Source organism: Sphingomonas bisphenolicum (genome assembly GCF_024349785.1).
In the GTDB taxonomy this organism is placed as follows: Bacteria; Pseudomonadota; Alphaproteobacteria; order Sphingomonadales; family Sphingomonadaceae; genus Sphingobium; species Sphingobium bisphenolicum.
Genome location: NZ_AP018818.1, coordinates 883,846 through 902,116, shown reverse-complemented (window position 1 = coordinate 902,116; position 18,271 = coordinate 883,846). Strand labels below are relative to the sequence as shown.

The 18,271-nt window shown below is 61.1% G+C and carries 11 protein-coding genes and 1 pseudogene; 5 read left to right on the top strand and 7 right to left on the bottom strand.

The genetic code is table 11. From position 1 onward, the window contains the following. Positions 1 to 4: 4 nt before the first annotated feature. Complete coding sequence (locus SBA_RS22420; protein ID WP_261937083.1) at positions 5 to 1,285, bottom strand: MFS transporter; 1,281 nt, start codon at positions 1,283 to 1,285, stop codon at positions 5 to 7. A gap of 80 nt (positions 1,286 to 1,365) precedes the next feature. Here SBA_RS22420 and SBA_RS22415 point away from each other — a divergent pair, with 80 nt between their 5' ends. From SBA_RS22415 to SBA_RS22405, 3 genes are all read left to right on the top strand, one after another. After that, the gene (locus tag SBA_RS22415; RefSeq protein ID WP_261937082.1) at positions 1,366 to 2,538 is read left to right on the top strand and encodes a TetR/AcrR family transcriptional regulator; all 1,173 of its coding nucleotides are present in this window, start codon (positions 1,366 to 1,368) and stop codon (positions 2,536 to 2,538) included. A gap of 120 nt (positions 2,539 to 2,658) precedes the next feature. Further along, the gene (locus SBA_RS22410) at positions 2,659 to 4,938 is read left to right on the top strand and encodes a TonB-dependent receptor (RefSeq protein WP_261937081.1); all 2,280 of its coding nucleotides are present in this window, start codon (positions 2,659 to 2,661) and stop codon (positions 4,936 to 4,938) included. A 23-nt stretch (positions 4,939 to 4,961) separates the two neighbouring features. Further along, positions 4,962 to 6,182, top strand: a complete 1,221-nt coding sequence (locus SBA_RS22405; RefSeq protein ID WP_261937080.1) for a phosphatidylinositol-specific phospholipase C1-like protein — start codon at positions 4,962 to 4,964, stop codon at positions 6,180 to 6,182. 431 nt (positions 6,183 to 6,613) lie between these two features. On the opposite strand, the gene SBA_RS22400 is transcribed toward SBA_RS22405, so the two are convergent. The 5 genes and pseudogenes from SBA_RS22400 to SBA_RS22385 all read right to left on the bottom strand — a co-directional run bounded on the left by SBA_RS22400 (position 6,614) and on the right by SBA_RS22385 (position 13,918). Next, entirely contained in the window at positions 6,614 to 6,952 is a 339-nt protein-coding gene (locus SBA_RS22400) for a hypothetical protein (protein ID WP_261937079.1), read from the bottom strand. A gap of 353 nt (positions 6,953 to 7,305) precedes the next feature. Continuing rightward, on the bottom strand, positions 7,306 to 9,147 hold the full coding sequence (locus SBA_RS22395) for a right-handed parallel beta-helix repeat-containing protein (RefSeq protein WP_261937078.1): 1,842 nt from the start codon (positions 9,145 to 9,147) through the stop codon (positions 7,306 to 7,308). Positions 9,148 to 9,447: 300 nt separating this feature from the next. Next, the gene (locus tag SBA_RS25335; RefSeq protein WP_390902493.1) at positions 9,448 to 9,723 is read right to left on the bottom strand and encodes a hypothetical protein; all 276 of its coding nucleotides are present in this window, start codon (positions 9,721 to 9,723) and stop codon (positions 9,448 to 9,450) included. Between the two features lie 360 nt (positions 9,724 to 10,083). After that, positions 10,084 to 10,865 (bottom strand): annotated as a pseudogene (locus SBA_RS25330) (DUF1593 domain-containing protein); the annotation flags it as partial. 107 nt (positions 10,866 to 10,972) lie between these two features. Further along, positions 10,973 to 13,918: a TonB-dependent receptor plug domain-containing protein gene (locus SBA_RS22385; protein WP_261937077.1), complete on the bottom strand. Its 2,946-nt coding sequence runs from the start codon at positions 13,916 to 13,918 to the stop codon at positions 10,973 to 10,975. A gap of 295 nt (positions 13,919 to 14,213) precedes the next feature. Between SBA_RS22385 and SBA_RS22380 the strand changes: the two genes are divergently transcribed. After that, positions 14,214 to 15,458: an MFS transporter gene (locus tag SBA_RS22380; protein WP_261937076.1), complete on the top strand. Its 1,245-nt coding sequence runs from the start codon at positions 14,214 to 14,216 to the stop codon at positions 15,456 to 15,458. After that, a complete protein-coding gene (locus SBA_RS22375; RefSeq protein WP_261937075.1) occupies positions 15,455 to 17,089 on the top strand; it encodes a glycoside hydrolase family 43 protein in 1,635 nt (544 codons plus the stop codon). Before SBA_RS22380 ends, SBA_RS22375 begins: the two co-directional genes overlap by 4 nt. Here the strand turns inward: SBA_RS22375 and SBA_RS22370 are convergent. Continuing rightward, positions 17,050 to 18,096 carry a LacI family DNA-binding transcriptional regulator gene (locus SBA_RS22370; protein ID WP_261937074.1) on the bottom strand — a complete coding sequence of 349 codons (1,047 nt, stop codon included), beginning with the start codon at positions 18,094 to 18,096 and terminating at the stop codon, positions 17,050 to 17,052. The two genes, SBA_RS22375 and SBA_RS22370, sit on opposite strands and share 40 nt — an antisense overlap. Positions 18,097 to 18,271 lie beyond the last annotated feature (175 nt).

Genomic DNA, 18,271 nt, shown 5'->3' with positions numbered 1-18,271 from the left:
CGACTCAGGCCGGCTCAAACCGCTGCAACATCAAGCGCATCCTCAAACCCCAACCGGGCCAAGCCAGCAAAGCGCTTGCGAGACACAGGATGGCAATGGGCATGACGAGCATCCACAATGCCCAGAGCGAGCCACCGCCCGCCTGGCTCAACCAGGCGCCGGTGAACAGGCCGGAAAAGCCCAGACCGATCTTCGATGTCGCCGTGAACCAGCCATAGGCCCGGGCGGCGGCGGCCGGATCATCCGCCATGCCCCAATTGCCCAGTTGCTCGGAGAAGCTGGACCAGGCCAGCAGGATCACGCCACCAACGGACATTCCCAAAAGGCCAAGAATTACGGCGGCACTCCATGTCCCTTGACCGATCGCTGCGGGGAGGGCGATGGTTGCGAACGCGCTGCCCATATAAGCCACACTCAACGCTCTGGCGGACCCCATATGCGCGGCGAGAGGCGACCACAGGCCGACCGCCGCGAGGCGGACCACGGTGAGGATCAACAGGGCATAGTCGAACAACCAGCCCTGCATCGCGCCCGCATGTAGCATCGCCTTGCCCATGGAGCCCAGCGCTGCGAAACCCAGCATCTGGGCGAGACAGAATAGCGCGAGTCCGCTTAGCGACACCCCCTTGGCATGGCCCATGCGCGCGTTACGGAAAATTGGCGTCGCGGGGCGAGCCATGCGTATCAGCCAGGGAAGCGGCGCCAGCAGCAAGCAAGCCAGGCCGGCAATTCCCAGGAACATCATCCGCGCAATATGCGGCCCGATGACTGCCGTGTCGATCATCGGTAAAGCCGCCGCAGCCACCATGATTGCAGTCAGGGCGCTCAGGATCGATCGCCACCGCGCTACGACCAGATGGCCATGGAGATTGGCGAGTACAGCCGCCGTGGCGTTGTGCGGGACGTCGAGGAGCGAGAAGGCCGTCCTGAACAGGAAAAGCGCAAAAATCGTCTCGGCTGTGGACTCGGTCGGTAACCAGGGCAGAACGATGAAGGACAGGCAGCCCAGTCCCGCCGCCAGGCCGCACAGGCTCGGCAATATCATGCGGATTGCCGCGCAGCGATTGACAATATGGCCCCAGACGCCATCTACCATCGCGTTCCAGAAGGAGGACAGCACGAACAGCGCGCCGGCCGTGACTGGCGGCATATGCAGTATCTTGACGAGGATGAAGAGGGTGAAGGCGTCGGTGCCCGCCCACAGCAGGCTCTTGCCCGCATGGGTCATGCCGAAGGCGATCGGGAGCAGGCGATTGGCGGTCACAGCCGGGCCGATAGACGCCATGCGTGACAGGCTGGCGACAATCCGAATTGGGACGACGCGTCAAGCTGGACTGTTCGTCGCTACACGATATGCAATGGCGCATGACCAGTTCTCCCGATCGAAGCGCCACCCGTAGTCTTGAAGGCAACGCGGCTATTTTGGACGCCGCCCGAACCGTCATCGCGCATCGGGGACTGTCCGGCATGAGCCTGCGCACCGTTGCCGACGAGGCCGGCATATCCGTAGGCTCGATCAGCTACCGCATCGGCGATCGCGCGGCGCTGGTCCGCGCGATCGTGGACCGGGAAATCGATCTGCTCACCGCAGTCGGGCATCGCTGGCGAGAACGACTGGCCGGTGTCGATCCTGTCGCGGCGCACATCCTGCCCGACCTGATCTGCGAATGGCTCGACCTGCCCGAGCGGCGTACGTCGGCGATCGTCACTTGTGAACTCGCGCTCCTCGCCAGTCGGGACGCCCGGGCGATGCCGGACGTGAGGATCTTGCTCGACCATGGCGAGAAGCTCTGGACCGATCTGCTGGGCGTCCCGACCGACCGGCCGGGCCTGAGCCGAAGGGTCGCGCGCTATTGCCTGGACGAACAGCCCTTTTCGCTGCTGCTGGCGGATAATGTGGATTATAGGCTGTTGCGCCATTCCACGGTGCGTGGCTTGCTGCGGGACCACAGCCTGCCGGTCGGGGGCGACCGGAACGCATGGCATATGCATCTGGTCGACCGACTGGCGGTGCCGGCTGCCGCCGCACTCGGCAAGGCGGCCGAAATACCCGAGGGCGCCAAGGCTGTCATCGCCGACCATATCGCTGACGTCATCATCGCACAGGGTGTGGGCGCGCTATCGCATCGCGTCGTCGGCCACGCCTGCGCCATGGCCGCATCCAGCGTGGCGCATCATTACCCTTCCCAGCGGGACATACTTTCCGCGGGGGTGGAGGCCATCTATCGACGGATGCGCGCGGATATCCGGGCGACCAATGCCGCGGCACCGGGCAGCGGCGATGTGATCCGCCTGACCCATGACAGCGCCCTGACCGCATTGTGGAATCCCGACTTCATACCGTTCGCGATCGATATGCGGCGGCGGCGCGCGGAAAATGTGCATGTTCAGGTCGCCCAATGGTTGGGCATCGCCCCCGGCTTCGACCGTGCGCGGGTGCAGGCAATGGTCATGGCGATGATCGGCAATGGTCTCCGCGCAATGGCCGTCGGAGAAGCGCCGTTGTCCGGCCCCGATGTCACCGCACTTCTCGCGTGATGCAGTACGATCGTTTTAAATTATCTTTTATGGTAGATATTATAGTCGAACTATCGTCTTAAAACCGTCACCAATCAGCCCTAGTGCCGCCCCAACATTTGCAGGGACGGAGCAAAAATCATGTCAATTCTCAAGGGAAAGCGCGCCTTTTACCTGGTTTCTACAATGCTGATGGGCGCCGCCGCGCCCTTCGGTGCGGGAATCGCCCAGGCGCAGGAAGCTGCGGAGGATACAGGCCTCACGGAAATCGTGGTGACCGCCGAGCGCCGCGCCGAAAGCAGCCAGAAGGTGCCATTGGCGATCCAGTCGATCAGCGGTGAGACGCTGGCCAAGGCCGGCTACACCTCCGTCACCGACCTTCAATATACCATGCCGGGCGTGCAATATGATCCGACGCAGGGCGCCGCCTTCCAGATCCGCGGCGTCGGCAGCACCTCCTTCGACTTTTCCAACGCAAAGTCGGTCAGTGTCGTGGTCGACGATGTCGTGATGGACGGCCAGCGCGCCAATGGCTTGACCGGACTGGTCGATATCGAGCGCGTCGATGTGCTGATGGGGCCACAGGGCACGTTGTTCGGGAAGAACGCCACATCCGGCGTCATCGCGGTGACCACCGGCAAGCCCAGGATCGGCGATACCTCCGTAAAAGCCAGCGCCAGCTTCGGCGAGCATGACGAGCGCATCCTGAACGGCACGGTGAATATCCCGCTGGGGCCGATCGCCGCATTGCGCGTATCGGGTTTCGACCAGGCGTATGACGGCTTCGGCCGCAACGTGACGCTGAACCGCAAGGTAGGATCACAGCATGAATATGGCGGCCGCGCCAAGCTGTATCTGGAACCATCAGACAAGTTCAACCTGATGCTGTCGGGCGACTATGCCTATCATTGGGACAGCAGCGTGCGCACGCCGGTCTCTGGCCAGCCCGCCGCCGTCACCGCGATCCTCAATGAACTGGGCGTCTTCCCCGGCCCGAAGAGCGCCGACACGGCCGACTCGTCCTTTGGCCAGATCACGACCGAGGAATGGGGCACGTCGCTGCGCCTGAACGCCAAGCTTGGCGATCTCGACCTGACCTCGATCACCGCCTATCGCGTCACGCGCTATGACAATGCGACCCCCGCCAGCCTCGTACCTGTCGATCGTTATGCCTATATCCCGTTCAATAACGGTTATCTGGATACGCAAAAGGTCAGCCAGGAAATCCATCTCGCCTCCCCCACCGGCGGGTTCGTTGAATGGCTGGTCGGCGGCTTCTACAACGACCTGCGCGCGCGCCAGGTGCAGTTGCAATGGGGTACGCTCGGTGCGCCGTTGTACACTAACGGCGTACCCGCACCGAGGTTGTTCGCGCTGACCGGCGCGATCGGGGTGGACGCAAACGCTTCCCGCTTCGACGCACAGAACGAGACGATGGCCGCCTTCGGCCAGCTCAAATTCAACATTTCGGACCGGCTCAGCCTGACGCTGGGTGGCCGCTACACCCACGATAACAACTCACAGGGTCTGGACTTCATCACCGTCGATCCCGTGCCGATCGCGGGCTATACGCCGATCTTCGTCGGATCGAGCGCCGCCCCCACCATCGACTATGGCAAGGTGTCGGGCGACAACTTCTCGTATCGCATCGCTCCGCAATTCCAGGTCACCGACAATGTCATGCTCTATGCGAGCTATTCGACCGGCTACAAACCGGCGGGAATCGCCTTTGTCGGCAACAAATATGCGCCCTATCGCGATGAAACGGTCAAGGCATGGGAGGCGGGCATCAAGTCCGAATGGTTCGGCCGCCGTTTGCGCGTGAACGTCGATATTTTCCGCTCGGACTTCAAGGACTTCCAGGCGACCATCCTGACCAAGATTCCCGATGGCAATGGCGGCCTGCTGGACGCGACGGTGATCGGCAACGCCGGTGGCCTGCGCACGCAGGGCGTGGAAGGCAATATCGCGGTCCAGCCGGTGCGCGGCCTGACCCTGTCAGGCGCGCTCAGCTATACCGACGCCAAGTTCACCGACTATGTCTACAACGCCACGACCGACTATACCGGATCGCGCCTGACCAACTCGCCCAAATGGTCGGGCACGGCGGCGATCGACTATGAAACCGAATTCGGCCCCGGTTTCGAAGTGCGCGCCCATGCCGACTATGCCTATCGCAGCGAATATTGGACCGTGGTGGGCCAGCCGGCCTACTCTAACGTGCCGAGCTATGGCCTGGTCAACACCCGCCTGACCTTCGCGCTGCCCAGTAAGACGGTCGAGTTCGGCGTCTATGCCCGCAACCTGTTCGACACCTATTTCTCGACCGGCTGGCAGAATTACGGTGCGCTCGGCCTGCTTCACTACACATCGCCCAATGCCCGTCGCACGGTTGGCGGCTTCGTCAACGTCAGCTTCTGATTATCGGACCGGAAACACCCATCATGAAAAACTACATCGTCGGCAGTCTGGCTGCCGCTGCGCTCCTTTCAGGGGTGGCGGTGGCCCAGGCCCCGCAACCCTCTGCCGCGCCGAACGAAGACGCGCTGCAGATCAACCAGATCCAGGTGGTAGGCACCCATAACAGCTATGCCATGCCCGCCGACCCGCGCGTCATAGCGCTGATGGCGCCGCGCCTCGCCACGCTGATGCAGTCGATGGTCAAGACCCTGTCGCCTGAAAAGGCGGCCGCTATGCAGGACGAGCATCCCGGTGGCATCACCGACATGGCCAAGACCCTCGACTATGTGCAGATGCCAATTCAGGCGCAGTTGCGCAGCGGCGTGCGCAGCCTGGAAATCGACATGCAGCCCGATCCCAAGGGCGGCGCCTATGCCGATCCGCTGCCCTATCGACAGTTGCGCGAACAGGGTGCCACCGATCTCGCGCCCATCTATCGTGACGAACTCGCCAAGCCCGGCATGAAGGTCTTCCATGTCGCCGACCTTGATTTCCGCAGCCAGTGCCCGACGCTCAAATCCTGCCTGACGATCCTGAAACAATGGTCGGATTCAGAGCCGAACCACAGCCCGGTCTTCATTCTGCTGGAACCCAAGTTGTCGGGCCTGGACAAGGCTATCCCCGGCGCGACGGCCGTACCGCCGTTCGACAAGGCCGCGTTCGAGGAAGTCGATGACAGCATTCGCACGATCCTGGGCCGGGACAAGGTTTTCACGCCCGACGACCTGCGCGGCGACATGCCCACGCTGGAGGCCGCCGCACTGGCCAGGCGCTGGCCGACCGTGGCGCAGGCGCGGGGCAAGTTCCTGTTCCTCTATCTGGTGCCGGGCATGAACCTCCCTGCCTTTGCCCCCTATCTTGACGGTCGCCCCTCATTGCAAGGACGCATGGCCTTCGTGCAGGGCAAGGCGGGTATGGCCCACACGGCATTCATGCTCTTCGACAACGCCCTGACGCGCGGCGCCGATATCCGCGACGCCGTGCAGAAAGGCTATCTCGTCCGCACCCGCGCCGACATCGACACGGCCGATGCGCGGAACAATGATGGCGCGCGCAGGGACGCTGCGTTGGCCAGCGGCGCGCAGATCGTCTCCACCGACTATCTCACCGCGCCCAATATCTATGCCAATGACTATCATCTGGCTCCCTTCGCCAGGGCCTGGCGATGCAATGTCCGGACATCGCGCTGCACGACGGCCAAATAACGCCCTGCCTCGCCGTAGTTGCCGCGGTTCGACCCGGCAACTTTCGCACCGGCGGCCCTGAACTTGGCATGTCCACTCGCTGGGCGTTCTCGCAATGCGGGCAGGAACCGGAAGTTGCGCTGGACGGTCCGCTGACCCTCGATCAGGCGAATGCCATTCTGGACGTTGCGTTGGCAGGAGGGGGGTTGGCCTATGTCAGCGCATGGTCCGCTGGTCTGCGGGCGGTCACTACGCTGCAGGGACGTGAATGCACGCGCGCAGTTGCAGTGAGGCATGGCCGCGCTCCAAAGCTGACCGAGCGCAAAGTCCCAACGCAAACCATGAAGCGGCCCGGCAGCAGCGGCTCAAACCCCTTGCCCTGCCAAGCCACGGGGTGTCCAAACTGTCAGCGGAACGAAAGGCCCGTATTCCGACCCGTTCCCGGTTCTTGCCTATTGCGGACGCGGTTCGGCACGCATCATCTGCGAGATTTGCTCTTCGGCAACGGTCGATTCGGCGATAAGTTGGCGCAATGCTGTCGCGGTGTCTGCCAGCAGACCGTCACTGAGAGCACGCTCGCCGTTGATAAAACGGCGAATAGCCCGCTCGTCGATGCCAAGGCGCCGCGAGAAGGATGTGATGCCACCAAAGAGCTGGACACAGTGCGCAAAATGATCCCGCCGCTCATCCGCTGATAGGGCCGCCATGATTTTTCCTTTTCTTTTTGCTGCCGGCGGCCATAGGCTTTCTTGAAATTGACGCAAGGCAGACAACGCAAAGGCCTCATCCACGCTGCGGTGTCATGCCGGGAAAATCCGGAGATAAGCCTCCTATGCCCGGATATTTTCTTCATTCTCACCGTGCATGGTCACCGTCCGCATTTATTGCCTGAAATGGCGTTATACGCGCTCGTTCCTCATTCCGAAGCGCCGCAGCATCTGCGCCCCATCGCAAGAATGAGACTGCAGCGCGTGTGCCGTGGCATGAGCGCAACGGTTTCGCTGATCCTGGTGTTTACCATCCCCACATGGACCGCACATTGTGCGGCCCTGCACTGATCTCGTTACGCGTCATGCAGACCCGTCCGCGCGCGCCGCAGAACCTGCAATCGCGGCTCAGGCCAACGCCATCCTGCCTTCTCCAGCTAAGGCCTCGTCGGTGACGTACCCCGCACTCCGCTTGAATCAATAATCTTCCTTGCCTCGATCGGCCAGCTATTGCCTGTAACTTTCACATTGTCATTTTCAATATTATTAAGATATTTGCTCCATTCCCCATTTATCTTTCCACCATTATACCAATTCTGCGTTGCTACATTGTCCAACGCGGTGCGTTTGGGAGCAATATGAGACTGGGTGTTGAGATTCAACCACACCCCACCCACATTATCGATGACATTGTTACGTACGGTCACATAGCGCGAACCTTCATCAAGATAGATGGCGATGCCCCCGGCCCCTGTGACATCATATATATAATTTTCCGCGATCAGGCCGCCTGGATCAGCAGACAGATGATAGATTGCGCCGCCATCGGGGAACCATTGCTTCACCCGTCCCACACGATTTCCCTTCACGACCGTATCGCGCAGCGTCGTTGGCGTGTCATATACGATATTTCCCGGCTGATCATAATATCCACGCTGTTTTCGCCAATATTCCGCGCTTCCACCAGGATCATTGGCACCCCATCCCCAGCCTATATCTATGCCGTCATAGGGCGTGTCGGACACATCACTGTTCATGATGATCGTAGCAGAGGCATAGGTCACAAGAATGGCCGATTGCTCTTTATAGTCGTGCGAAACACCTTTGATGCGATTGTTGCGAATGACGATATCGCGCAATCCCATCTCCGGACGCGAGGGATGATGGGCGTCAGGCTGCACCCCGCCCGCCATGATCGCTCCCCCGGCCAGATCGATAAATTCACTGTTCGTCACCTCGATCGCCGCCGCGCCAAAACCAATGCCGCTATCATTGGCCTCCGGATTGTTGCCGATACCCAGCGCGATCTGCCCCAGTTCGGAAAATCGATCTTCGTCAAAGACGATGCGCCGCGCTGCTGCAAGCTGCACGGCAGCAGGTTGCTGACTCCAACGATTGCGCATCCGTTCGAACGACCAGCACCCCCAACTGCAATCGCGGATGGGATCGGCCGGGTAATCGACAAGTTCGCCTGCAAGGTAGGCGCCGCTCTGTTGACTGGCATAGCCATCCGGCCCGGACGGGCGTCGCCAACTCGTATGGCTGAAATGGAGCCGACGAAATTCCAGATCCCGAACGGGATCCTCATAGGTGCCAGCGATGGAAACCAGATGGTCCAGATGCGGCAGGACCACTTCGATCCGGCTCATATTCTCGCCCGGCATCGGCTTATAATAAAGCTGCCCGGCCTTGGGATCGACGAACCACTGGCCCGGATCGCGCAGAAATGCCAAGGCATTCACTAGGAACATGCGGGCCACCTCTACCGAAACCGGACGGGCAAGCGTGTCATATCCGACCAGATTGTTGCGCCAGCCAGGCTGCCGCATCACGATCCTGTCGCCGTCGATATGATCCACCACCGCATGGCGATGGGTGAACCAGCTCATCCCTTCGACTTCCAGCCTGCCCTGATCAGGCAATTTTGCGAGAAATCGCCAAGCAGGGTCACGGATTTCCAGACCCCATGGATGGAAGGCCACCGCCGATCGGGGAATTTCCACCGACGCACGCTGGACCAATCGCCCGGCAACGCTCAATTGTCGCGGGTCCATGCCGACCGGCACGCGCGCGACCCAGATATCGCGCTGCTTGTCGATTTGGCTCCAGCCCGTGACCGGGGCGCCGCCGGACAGCATGGTGCGCAGACCGGGCGCGCCTTCCCAACGTACGGTGTAGCCGTTTTGCCCACCGTCTCTGGCGTTGAAACGGAGCGGCGCCTGCAGGCGATAAACGCCTTCGGCCAGCGCCACGGTGACATCGTGATCATGATTGAGCATCCGCACCGCCTGCTGGGCACGGACCAGCGAGGCGAAGGGTCTCGTGGCTGACCCGTCCCCATCGTCCGATCCTTTTGGAGAAACATGCACGACCAGCGGCGCGGCGTCGGGGCGGTTGGGAATGACGATCCGCAGATGATCCCCAGCCTGACGGTCACGCGCGCCGACCTGTGGGATGTCCGGCATCGCGGGCAATTGCGCCCCTGTCGGGAACGGCCAGCCTGCAAGGGCCGCGCATATGAGAGACCACCGCATCCGCATCCACTTCCTCCGCTCATCCGTCATCTTTGGCTATCCCATTCAGGGTTCGATCGTCACAATCACGCGTCGGTACCGGGTAACAGGCGGCGTTCCCTTATCTGTGACCGACAAGATGAAATGCGCCTCGCGTCGCTCCTTGACCATCGGAGCGGTAAAATCGACCGTCACGATATTCGGCGCGATCCCCGACGGAATCGCCGACGCCCAGCCACCCACTTCGGGATAATGGAGCCAATAATAGCTCAGGCTGTCCCCGTCAGGGTCTGTCGTGCCCAGACCGCTCAGGAAGAAACGCTGTCCGGCCTTCACCGTCATCCGGTCGGGATGCGCGAGTTGGACCTTCGGTGGATGATTGGCGTCCTTATAGGCCTTGATCGCCCAGTCCATCCGCGCGGCGAAGTCGTTCTGAAAATCCGTTCGCCAGCGCCAGAGCGTGGCGCGAAAATCCCTGATCGACCGTTCGGCGGGCGCAACCGCGCGCCCGGTCGCGTTACGGGTCAACGGCGCCACGGCATCGGTCGCGTTGGTCCAGATCGGCCGTGTCTCCTGTTCGATCGGCACCCCACCTGTAAAGCCATTGGGGTCGGTCGCCGCGGCGGCGGGCACGTAGAATTCATACCGCCCTCCCCAGCCGCCCCAGTCCGGGTGGTCCGGATCGCTCAGTCCATTGGGCAGTAAGGACAGATAAGCCGGCGTATCCCCTTCCATCCCATAGGAAACATCGGGATAGGCCGCGCCCAGCGGGCCGTGCCCTTGCTGGATATTGTCCCGTAACCAGTCGTTGCCGATGACGCTGTTGTCGATGCCTTCGATCCGGCTATGGATGCCAGTCCACGTCCCGGCGCCATAGCCGCCGGGACTGACGATGTAGAAAAGCGCGGGGAAGTTCCGGCGTATCCATGCGCCACTGTCGTCCTGATCGGAAATCGTATAGACGCGCAGGCGGCTCACAAGCCGCGCCACATCCTCAGCGGACCTCGTGGCGCGCAAGCTGTAAAGCGCTTGTGCCAAACTGTTCCCCCGCCCCAGACCGAAATCCAAAGCGGCCGTGGATCGTCTTTCTCGATCGCCTGCACGATCAGGCGCGATCCTGCCGTGTCCCGCCCTTCGCCTACCGCCGCCATCCCATAAGCCGGCTGTCCTTCGCGCACTAGGGCGTGCAAGCGCCCAGCGCTGGGATAGCCCGGTTCGTGCAGGTTCAAATTGGGCTGCACCTTGCCATAGGCATCGATGACGCTTCGGATCGAATCCGCATGGACCGCCTGCTTCATATGAACGGACGTCGTCGCGACCAGGCCTTCCAGATCGATCTGGTTGGCGTAGAGAAATAGCCGAACGAAAGACTGTGTATCGTCCGGGTCGGCCTCGATATCGCTCAATATGACAAGCCGCTGCTTGGACGCGGATGCAACGGAAGAAGGGGGAGAGGACGCCTGCAATGCGGACGGATGGAACATGGCCACCATCGCAGCCATGAAGGCGGTTCGTCTCATGAACACCCTCTTCCCAGTCTCATATGATTATGTCAGGTCGAATTCGGAATGACCGACCTGACATGTGACGATCAGAAACGGAAGCGCACGCCTGCGCGGTACATCCTGCCGATCACGTCATAGAGCGCCGGATTGACGAAGAACGGTGATTTTGCCGGATCGCGATCAAACAGATTATCGACCTTGAAATAGGCGGTAACCTGCGGTGTGAGATTGTAGGTGCCGCCGATGTCCATGTAAAAGGCGCCCGGCATATAGTTCTGGTCGATGGTCGGCGCATTGTTGGTGGAGGCAGGGCAGCTACCTGGCTCGCAGACCACATATTGATGCCCCAGCACACCCGAACTGAACCAGCGTTCCTGGATCATGAACGAAAATTTGTCATTCTCGTAGCTCTGTATGGCCAGGAATTTCCAGTCGGGCGTATTGCCGGTGTTGACGCCGGCCGAATCCACCGGGATCGTGCCGATCAGGCCGGAGTCCGTCACGAATTTGCGGACATGGGTCGCCAAGCCACGCAAGGTCAGGCTGCCCGGCAGGCCCAGCGGCCGCTGCCACTGATAGCTGGCCTCGATATCGAAGCCGCTCGTATCGATCGAAGCCAGGTTGAACGCCTGCACGTTGATGAAGTTCGGCCCCTGCTGGTTGTTCAGGTTGAACGCGCCACAGGTTTCGGGCCGGACATTCTGGAAACATAAATTGACGATGTCGCCCGCGCCCAGGCTGGAAATGACATCCTTGATCTTGATCTTGTAGTAATCGAACGATGCGCTGAAACCCGGCAGCCAGGATGCGCCGGAAAAGGCGATGCCCGCCGTCGTATTGCGCGCAGTTTCGGGACGTAAATTGGCGTTGCCGATACTGTTCTGGATCGCCAGCACATTTCGGCCGGTGAACGGATCGAAGAAGTTGGGCAGCGTCGTGGTGACGGGCGCCGCAAACAATTCCGACAGGTTTGGCGCGCGCACGTCCTTCGACGTCACGCCGCGCAGGCGGAATCCGTCGACCGGCAGGTTCCAGGTGCCACCAACCTTCCACGCCCAGATAGTGCCGGACGTGCTGTAGTCGGTCACGCGCACCGCACCATTGATGTTCGCCTTGCCCAGCGCATCGCTGTTGATGATCGGCAAGTCGGCCTCGAAGAAGGCTTCTTTCACGCCATAAGCGCCACCACCGCTCTTATAGTTGCCGGCATACCAATTATTGCCGCCCGGCAGCAGCGTGGGGTCGAACGGATAGTCCGCGGTGTTGGGGACGAAATTCGAACCCATGCCATAGGCGTCGGCGCGTACGCGGTAGAATTCATGCCGATATTCGCCGCCGAATGCGATCGAGAGCGGACCGGCCCACAGATCGACGGGCGAACCCGAGAAGTTTATGCTGACCACGTCCTGCGTCTGGCGCGTCCGCTGAAACGGGCCGTTTTCCGGCATAATATAGGCAAGCGCCCCGGCCGACGGATTCCCGCCGAAGATGTTGAGCGGCTGGCATCCGTTCGCCCGCGCGGTGGCGCTGGCGCACACGATCGATCCGTTCAACGTGGTCGCGTTGATGGCGTCGTTGAAACGATTGGTCAGCAGGATATTGGACACGTCGATGGCGGTGAAATTCACGCCATGCTCGAAATAATTATCGTAGGACCATTCGGTCCCCAGCAGGTCGAACGCGCCCTTGGCGCCGATTACGCCGCGATACTGCCGACGATCCGTATCCACGCGGGTATTGCCCAACGCAGCATTGCTGGTGCCGTAACTGAAGTTGCTGATGCCCGCGGTCGCGCACGCCGCCTTGATCGAATCGGGCACGAACGGATTGGCGCACTGGATGGTCAGGCCCGGCTTGTTCATCCCGCCAACCGGCGTGTTATGCGTTTTCACCTGACCGAAATTGAAGGTGAAATAAAGTTCGTCATTGTCGGCGAAGTCGAAGCCCAGACGCGCATAGCTGTTGATACGCTTGATCGCCGACTGAAGCGTCCGACCCGCATCGACATTGCCCGACAGGTCGCCGCCAAGACAGAAGCCGGGGAAGCAGCCGTCAACGACATTCGAGCTGCCGCGCGTCGGCACGCCGTTTGAACCATAATTGAATTGAAATGGATTGCCATTCTGGTCGAAGGCCGTGCCTTGAAGCGGGCCAGCCGTGATCAAGCCATATTTGGCATAATTGATGGCCTGGGCATAATCGCGCAGCACGTAGCGCGGCGATCCGTCGTTCACGACACCGCGGTCGATCAGGCTGGTCTGCTTGAACCAGTCGCGCCCACCGGCGAGGCCGATACCGAAATCGCCGCCGCCTACGCCCTTTTCATCGGCATATTCGCCACTGACGACCAGATGCGCGCGATCGTCGAGAAAGCTGGTGCCGGCCGCCAACTGGATCAGGAACTGCTCATTGTCGCTATATCGGCTGATGCCGCCCTGGACATTGCCCTTGACGCCCTTGAACCGGGTGTCGGTAATGAAATTGACGACGCCGCCGACCGCGTCCGATCCATAGGATGCGGACGCGCCGCCATTCACCACATCGACCCTCTGGACGAGAAGTTGCGGGAACAGGCTGATGTCGGGAACGCCGGTCACATTCGCGCCGACGACACGCTGGCCATCCAGCAACGTCAGGGTACGGATCGCGCCCACGCCGCGCAGCGAGAAAGAACTCAGTCCCTGCTGCCCGCTCGACGTGCTGAACGTGTTGACTGACGTGCCGCTCGACCCCTGCAAGGAAGGCAGTTGCGCAATGGTAGTGAAGATATTGGGCTGCGCATTGGCTTCGATCGCGCCCGAATCGATCACGGTCGTTGGCGTGGGCGCGGTATAGCCGCTGGTCTTGATACGCGATCCGGTGACGACGATCTCACTCTCGGCGGCGCGTCGCTCTGCGTCTTGAGGCGCGGCGACATCAACTGCATTTTGCGCGAAGACGGGCGCAGCGACCATGGAGGCCAGCATGGCCGCCATGCTGACCGTGGCGGACGCCATGCAGGATTTTACGACACGAAAACTGGATTGTGACATAATGCTCTCCCCTGGATTTTTCTGTCTGTCGCGGAGCAAGCTCCGGAACGGCACCTCTTCTGCCGACCATGTCAAAGACTCGACAGAAATTTAGTTAGCGCTAACAACGTCTATTGATATCTTCCAGGATTGTTGTCAATAGTCTGACAAGACTGAAAAGATGAGGATGTCATGCGTTGGAACGACTAGCGTCACTTCATACACGCAAGCGCGCGGATCATAGGAAATCCGCGATGTTACGCCCACGGCGTCCGTCCCCGATAATTTATGTTAACGTTATCAAGCGGTGGTTGCGATGACCGGGCGCATGGGAAAAATAAGATGGACCATCATCGGCCTGTTCGTGGGCGCGATGGTCATCAACTATCTTTCGCGTTCCGTCCTGGGGGTCGCGGCGCCGATCATTCTGACGGAACAGTCGATAAACAGTGTCGAATATGGCTGGATCACGAGCGCGTTTCAGCTCGGCGTCATGTTTCAGCCAGCGGCAGGCTATTTTCTCGACAGCGTAGGATTGCGTATCGGTTTTGGCGTCTGCGTCGCCGCCTGGTCGCTCATCACAATGGCGCATGGCTTCGTCAACGGCTGGTTCGGATTTGCGGCCCTGCGCGGCTTGCTGGGATTGGCCGAGGGTTCCGCGCAACCCGCAGGCCAGAAGCTGGTGGCCGAATGGTTCCCCTCCAAGGAACGTGGGCTGGCCGGCGGCGTCTACAATATCGGCGCGTCCTTCGGCGCCGTTTTCGCGCCGCCATTGGTAGCATGGGCCGTCATGATGCACAGTTGGCGGCTGGCGTTCGTCATTGCTGGGGCCATCGGTCTGATCTGGGCATTACTCTGGCTATTTTATTATAATAGCCCCGCCCACCACCCGCGACTGACCGCACAGGAACGCGACTATATTGCCAGTGGACAGGAGGCCCGGCTCGCCCCGCAGGCGACACGCGCGTCCATCCTGTCGCTGCTGCGCCAACGCGACCTTTGGGGGATTGCCCTACCCAGGATGCTCGCCGATCCGGTATGGGGCATGTTGTCCTTCTGGATGCCCTTATATCTGGCCCGCGTGCGCGGTTTCGATCTGACGCAGATCGCGCTCTTCGCCTGGCTACCCTTTCTCGCGGCCGATCTTGGATGCCTGTTCGGTCCGGCCGTCGTCACCTTCCTGCAACGGCGCAACGTCGACCTGATCGATGCCCGCCGCTGGACCTTCACTTTGGGCGCCGTGATGATGACCGGCATGGCCTTTGTCGGCATGGCGACGAACCCTTATGTCGCGATAGCGTTGCTCTGTCTGGGCGGGTTCGCGCATCAGACGCTGTCGGTCACCGTCATCACGATGGCGTCGGACCTCTTTCCGCGCAACATGGTGGCCACCGCGGCAGGTCTGGCCGGACTGGCGGGCAATCTGGGCGTTCTCGTCTTCACGCTCCTCCTGGGCCAGACCGTCGACCAGGTCGGCTACGGCCCATTCTTCATCATCCTTGGCCTCCTGGACCTGCTGGGCGCCATTCTCTTGTGGACGTTGATACGCAAACCGGCATGAACATCATCTCAAATCCCATCCTTCCGGGTTTTAATCCCGATCCATCGATCCTGCGGGTTGGCGATGATTTCTACATCGCGACATCGACCTTCGAATGGTATCCGGGCGTGCAGATTCACCATAGCCGTGATCTGGAACATTGGCGGCTGATCGGCCGCCCATTGGCGCGCGCGTCACAACTGGACATGCGCGGCGTGCCCGATTCCTGCGGCGTCTGGGCGCCCGACCTCAGCTATGCCGATGGCCGCTTCTGGCTCATCTTCACCAATGTGAAGCGGTACGGCGTCACCACGGTCAACGGCGCGAAGGGCGCGTCATTGCGCGACTTCCCCAATTATGTCGTCTATTGCGACCAGATTGACGGCGACTGGTCGGACGCCGTCCACCTCAACAGCAGCGGTTTTGATCCCGCCTTGTTTCACGACGAGGACGGGCGAAGCTGGATGCTGAACATGCTCTGGGATCACCGTCCCGGCCGCGGCCGTTTCGCGGGCATCCAGATCCAGGAACTGGATCGCGCCGCCCTGAAACTCGTTGGCCAGCCCCATCTGATTTTCGAAGGAACCGATCTGGGTTTCACGGAAGGCCCCCACATCTACAAGCGCGACGGATGGTATCATCTTTTGGTGGCGGAAGGCGGCACCGGCTGGGATCATGCGGTGGTGATGGCCCGTTCCCGCGACCTGCTGGGTCCATATGCGATTCACCCCGACGCCGTGGTACTGACAGCGGCCGGCAATCGCGAAGGGCCGCTTACGCGCACAGGCCATGGCGACTTGGTGGAACTGAAGGATGGCACGCCGTGGCTCGCCTATCTGTGCGGACGGCCCATCCCGAAGCGAGAGCGATGTATCCTTGGCCGCGAGACGGCGATCCAGCCGATGCGATGGCATGACGATGGATGGCTCCGAACGCTGGACGGCAGCGCACAGCCGATGGAGGCCCCTGAGGCGCCCAAACTGCCGTCGATGCCCTGGCCCCAGAACAGATGGGATGGCGGCTTTGATCGCGGGGATTTACCCCCAGAATTTCAATGGTTACGCACCCCCATGCCGGAGCGGCTTTTCAGCCTGTCCGAACGGCCCGGCTTCCTGAGACTGCATGGCCGGGAAACCGTCGGCAGCCATTTCGAACAGGCGCTTGTCGCCCGCCGGCTGGAACATGGTCGCTTCACCGCGACGACATGCGTGGACTTTTCGCCCTGTTGCTTTCAGCAGGCAGCGGGCCTCATCCTCTACTATAACAGCACGAAATTTTACTATCTGAGCATCAGCAAGGAAGCGGACATTCGCGAGTTACAGCTGATGATCGCATCGCCCGCCCTTGCGGAAGGCATTACTATCGAGGTGATCGGACCGCTGCCGGAAGGATCGATCGAGCTGAGGGCACAAGTCGACGGAGATGCGCTGATCTTCGGTTGGCGCAGCGAAGGGGCATCAATCTGGCATATACTGCCCCAACAACTCGATGCGACGATCCTCTCGGATGAGGTCACTTGTCCCGGCCTTCCCAATTTCACCGGGACCTTCGTCGGCATGGCCTGTCAGGATTTGTCCGGCATGGCGACCCCAGCCGATTTCGCCTGGTTCCTCTATGAAGGTAATGACGACATATGCGCGCCGGTCGATTGACGCTCGACGATCCTGTGATCGAGGATGGTTTCGCGTGGGACGCGCGATTTGCCCTTTTTCGCCGCGATTTCGGCGATCAACAGGCTCAGCGCTTCGGCCGCGAGTTCGCGCACAGGTTGATGGACTGTAGTCAACGGGGGCCACAGCGTGCTTGCCAGGGTGGTATCGTCGAACCCTGCCACAGCGAGTTCGGTCGGAACGTCCAGATGCCGCCGATGCGCTACAGAAACGACCGCGGCGGCCATGTCATCATTACTTGCGAAAATGGCGGTCGGCCGCCTGGGCAATGTCAACAGATGCTCGGCTGCGGCCAGTCCCGACGCATAGGTGAAGTCGCCCTGAACTACATGGACCTCCACCCCACCGGTTTCACGGACCGCTGCATAGAATCCGGCCATCCGTTCCGCGCTCGCCGCTTGGTCGGGGTTGCCCAATATGAAACCCAGTTGCCGGTGGCCCAGATCAAGCAGCAACCGGGCCATCTGGTAGGACGCCGCGCGATCGTCGATGCGAACGCAGATCGTACCGGGCGTCTGATAGGCCCCCACCGCCGCCATAGCGCATCCTGCATCCCGCAGCACGCGCAGCACATCGGGCGCCTCCCCCAGCGGGGGGGCCAGCAAAGCGCCGCTCAGCCCGGATGCAACCAGATCTTCAATGGCTTCGACCGCCGGAGGGCGCCCGCCTTCTCCTTTCAGCAACATCAGTCTGGCGCCGCGCGACGACGCCTCCTCGAAGACGCCCGTCAAAAACTCGCTCATGAAGGCGGCGCTCGCATTGGAATAGATGATGCCGATCCGCAATTCCGTCGAATTCACCAGATTGCGCGCCGCGACATTGGGCGTGTAGGCAAGCGCCTTGATGGCGTCCTCGACAGCCGCGCGCGTTTCCGCGCTGACGCCCGATCGCCCATTGATGACCCGCGATACGGTCATCGAGGAAACCCCGGCGCGCTTTGCAACATCCACTATGGTCGCGCCACGCCCCACCTGCTGCGATCGTGCCATGTTTTTCCTTACGCGCTCCCAAATCGATCAGCCGACCTAAAACATGGACCGGCATCGGCAAAGCAGGAAATACGGGCCTTCCTTCAAGGCCACTCCCATCGATCACAGCCAACTGACGGCGAAAACAGCAAGGCGGACCCAATCCTAAAGGGGAAGCGCACCGCATCATCCTCTC

Excerpts from the sequence above, each read along its gene's own strand:
- SBA_RS22385 (WP_261937077.1), bottom strand. The coding sequence starts at position 13,918 with ATGTCACAATCCAGTTTTCGTGTCGTAAAATCCTGCATGGCGTCCGCC.
- SBA_RS22380 (WP_261937076.1), top strand. The coding sequence starts at position 14,214 with ATGACCGGGCGCATGGGAAAAATAAGATGGACCATCATCGGCCTGTTC.
- SBA_RS22420 (WP_261937083.1), bottom strand. The coding sequence starts at position 1,285 with ATGGCGTCTATCGGCCCGGCTGTGACCGCCAATCGCCTGCTCCCGATC.
- SBA_RS22415 (WP_261937082.1), top strand. The coding sequence starts at position 1,366 with ATGACCAGTTCTCCCGATCGAAGCGCCACCCGTAGTCTTGAAGGCAAC.
- SBA_RS22370 (WP_261937074.1), bottom strand. The coding sequence starts at position 18,096 with ATGGCACGATCGCAGCAGGTGGGGCGTGGCGCGACCATAGTGGATGTT.
- SBA_RS22375 (WP_261937075.1), top strand. The coding sequence starts at position 15,455 with ATGAACATCATCTCAAATCCCATCCTTCCGGGTTTTAATCCCGATCCA.
- SBA_RS22405 (WP_261937080.1), top strand. The coding sequence starts at position 4,962 with ATGAAAAACTACATCGTCGGCAGTCTGGCTGCCGCTGCGCTCCTTTCA.
- SBA_RS22410 (WP_261937081.1), top strand. The coding sequence starts at position 2,659 with ATGTCAATTCTCAAGGGAAAGCGCGCCTTTTACCTGGTTTCTACAATG.
- SBA_RS25335 (WP_390902493.1), bottom strand. The coding sequence starts at position 9,723 with ATGACGGTGAAGGCCGGACAGCGTTTCTTCCTGAGCGGTCTGGGCACG.
- SBA_RS22395 (WP_261937078.1), bottom strand. The coding sequence starts at position 9,147 with ATGCTCAATCATGATCACGATGTCACCGTGGCGCTGGCCGAAGGCGTT.